4 protein-coding genes and 1 pseudogene are annotated in these 2,996 nt (G+C 52.0%); 3 read left to right on the forward strand and 2 right to left on the reverse strand.

What is annotated here, in order from left to right; translation table 11 throughout:
• Positions 1 to 610: lyase family protein (locus Q0438_RS04125; RefSeq protein WP_299187685.1), on the reverse strand; the 610-nt coding region annotated here is incomplete at its 3' end.
• 95 nt (positions 611 to 705) lie between these two features.
• Here Q0438_RS04125 and Q0438_RS04130 point away from each other — a divergent pair.
• From Q0438_RS04130 to Q0438_RS04140, 3 genes and pseudogenes are all read left to right on the forward strand, one after another.
• Complete coding sequence (locus Q0438_RS04130; protein WP_299187676.1) at positions 706 to 1,341, forward strand: Type 1 glutamine amidotransferase-like domain-containing protein; 636 nt, start codon at positions 706 to 708, stop codon at positions 1,339 to 1,341.
• A 94-nt stretch (positions 1,342 to 1,435) separates the two neighbouring features.
• Positions 1,436 to 2,014: pseudogene (locus Q0438_RS04135) on the forward strand (NAD(P)H-dependent oxidoreductase).
• 131 nt (positions 2,015 to 2,145) lie between these two features.
• A complete protein-coding gene (locus Q0438_RS04140) occupies positions 2,146 to 2,619 on the forward strand; it encodes a hypothetical protein (protein WP_299187679.1) in 474 nt (157 codons plus the stop codon).
• Between the two features lie 193 nt (positions 2,620 to 2,812).
• Here Q0438_RS04140 and Q0438_RS04145 read toward each other — a convergent pair.
• On the reverse strand, positions 2,813 to 2,996 hold a 184-nt coding region (locus Q0438_RS04145; protein WP_299187682.1), incomplete at its 5' end, for a hypothetical protein.

A 2,996-nucleotide genomic window follows, 5' to 3' on the forward strand; every position in this document is an offset into this window, starting at 1 on the left:
GATGCGGCGTGCCGGCAAGCGCGGCGGAGCCCAGCGGACAGAGGTTGTTTCGCTCCCGCGAGCTGGCAAAGCGCTCGTAATCGCGACGAAACATAAACGCGTAAGCTAGCAAATGATAGGCAAGGCTCACGGGCTGGGCGTGCTGAAGGTGCGTGTAGCCGGGCATTAGCGTGTCTGTGTGCTCGCTAGCGATATCTCGCAAAGCCTCTACTAGCTCGCGGATTTTTTCAGCGATCGCGGCACCGCTTTTGAGTACATAGAGGCGAAAGTCGAGCGCGACCTGATCGTTTCTGCTGCGCGCAGTGTGTAGCCTACCGCCAAGATCGCTTCCGATGAGCTCGCTTAGGCGCTTTTCGACCGCCATATGGATGTCCTCGTCGGCGGTTTTAAACTCAAATTTACCGCTTTTTATCTCCTCAAACACGGCGTCAAGCCCAGCGACGATCTTTTCACTCTCGTCAGGCTTTAAAATCCCGCAAGCGCCGAGCATCCGAGCGTGCGCCTTGCTGCCTGCGATATCCTCCCGCCAAAGCGCCCTATCAAAGCCGATCGAGGCGTTAAACTCCTCCAAAAGCGCCGAACTCGCCTCGCTAAAGCGCCCCTCCCACATTTTTTTCACGCTCGCTCCTTCGTTTAAATTTTCGGTGATTTTATAAAATTTAAGCTAAAATAGCGCAAAATTTCGACCTTTTGAAAGGAAAAACAATGATAGAGATGTTTTTATGCTCCTATTTTGCGGGCGCGGCGACGCTTTTTGAGGACTATGCGAGGCAAAATATCCGCGCTAAAGAGGTGCTTTTTATCCCGACTGCGGCAAACATAGAGGAGTACCGAGACTACGTGGACGAGGCGAAAGAGGCGTTTGCCAAAATGGGCTTTGAGGTTCAAATTTTAGACGTTTCAAAAGCGAGCGAGGCCGAAGCGAAGGCAAAGATCGGCGCGGCACAGGTGCTTTACGTAAGCGGCGGCAACACATTTTATCTTTTGCGCGAGCTTAAAAAGAAAGGTCTAGCAACCCTCATCGCTAGTCGCGTCCGAAGCGGCGAGCTCATCTACGTGGGCGAGTCGGCGGGCGCGATGATCGCGGCGCCTAGCGTGGAGTACGCGAGCGTGATGGACGATGCGGGCGACTACGGGGCTGCGGCGCAAACGGGGCTTGATCTAGCGAAATTTTACCCCGTGCCGCACTACGGCGAGGAGCCTTTCGTACAAAGCGCGGCCGAAATTTTAAAAATTTACGGCGGCAAGCTAAATTTGACGCCGATAAATAACGCCGAAGCGATCGCGGTGCACGGCGATAAATTTGAAATTTTAGGGCGCGAAACTGCGGCGCGAAAGTAAAATTTACGCTTGCGTTCGCATATAAGGCGCAAGGCAGAATTTAAATTTAGGTGCGGTAAGCCGCTAACGGATAAATTTAATCAAAAGGATCAAAATGAAAATATTACTGATTAACGGCGGAGCACCGTTTAACGGCAAAGGCGGCAAGCTAAGCAAAACCTTGCACGAGCTAGCCAAAAATACGCTGGAAGCCCTAGGACACGAAACGCGCGAAACTACGATACATGAGGGCTAAGACTTAGAGGGCGAGGTGGAGAAATTTCTATGGATGGATGCCGTGATCTGGCAGATGCCCGCGTGGTGGATGGGCGAGCCTTGGGTTGTTAAAAAATATATCGACGAGGTCTTCATGTGCGGTATGGGCAAGATAGTGGCAAACGACGGTCGCCATAGAACAAATCCAAACGACGGATACGGCACCGGCGGGCTGATAAAGGGCAAATCGCACATGCTAAGCGTTACGTGGAATGCGCCGCTTCAGGCATTTGACAAGCCCGAGGATTTTTTCGAGGGCGTGGGCGTGGACGGCGTTTATTTGCATTTTCATAAAGCCAACGAGTTTTTAGGCACGAAAAGGCTGCCTACATTTGTGTGCAACGACGTCATTAAAAATCCCGACATCGAGCGTTTTACGAGGGATTACGAAGCGCATTTAAGAAAGGTTTTCGGCTAGAGAGCGAGAGGCTACCAAGCGATCTTTTTGATGCGGTTTGGCTAACTAGTAAAGCCGGTAAGCCTTTTTGCCCGAAAGTACGGCAAGGCGTTTAGCGCGTTTTGGATGAAATTTAAGCTTAAGGAGCGTTTATGGATTATTTCAAGCCATTTTTCGTAAAGATCGCAGGGCGCGCCAGAGAGGGCGATCACACGAGCGCGCACGACGAGGTGGTGGCGCCCCTGCTTGCGGGCGCGCTGGAGGCATATGTTTATCGAGGGCTTAGCCATGAGACACAAAGCATAAACAGGGCGGGCGAGCTCATCAGCGTCGTGCACGAGCCGCTTGTTTTGGCGAGCTTCGACTTTCTCGTGCGCGAGCGGGGTAAATTTCGCCTCGATCTAGCGCGCGAATGCGTAAATGGCGCCGAGATTTTTTGGAACGCTTGCAGTTTTAGGCGCGGCTCGGTCGTTGTTTTGCTTGATGGCGAGTTTGATCTAGCGCCTATTTTGCGCCGCTGCGCCGAGATAAGCATAGACGAAACGCCAAACATGGGCAACAGCCCAGCAGCGACCAAGCTTGCCAAGCGCGCGATGAGCGAGGGGCGGATCACCGTGCTTTTTTAAGTGCTGGGGGCGGGATAGAGTGGATAGATATCTACGCTCCTGAGGCAGTGCGGGATAAAATTTTAAAGCTTGCGGATGAGATAAACGGGGTCGAAATTTAAAAGCCGAGCTCTGCATTAAATTTCACGCTGGATGGCATTATGCGCCCCTGTGTGCACAGACAAAAGCAGAGGTCGCGAAATAGATTTCGCACCTATCGCCCTCTGCGCCTTGCCAAAAGATAAAACAAAATGATCGCCGCCAAAACCACTGCGATTGCGGCATAAATTTTACCCATGCCGCCGTAGCTTTTGGAGTCGTCGCTTAAATACAAATTTATTACCGCGCCGTTACCCGTTGAAATTTCAAGCTTTGCGCCCTTTACGCCGTTTAGCTTT

The organism is uncultured Campylobacter sp. (genome assembly GCF_938030785.1).
In the GTDB taxonomy this organism is placed as follows: Bacteria; Campylobacterota; Campylobacteria; order Campylobacterales; family Campylobacteraceae; genus Campylobacter_B.

Excerpts from the sequence above, each read along its gene's own strand:
- Q0438_RS04140 (WP_299187679.1), top strand. The coding sequence starts at position 2,146 with ATGGATTATTTCAAGCCATTTTTCGTAAAGATCGCAGGGCGCGCCAGA.
- Q0438_RS04130 (WP_299187676.1), top strand. The coding sequence starts at position 706 with ATGATAGAGATGTTTTTATGCTCCTATTTTGCGGGCGCGGCGACGCTT.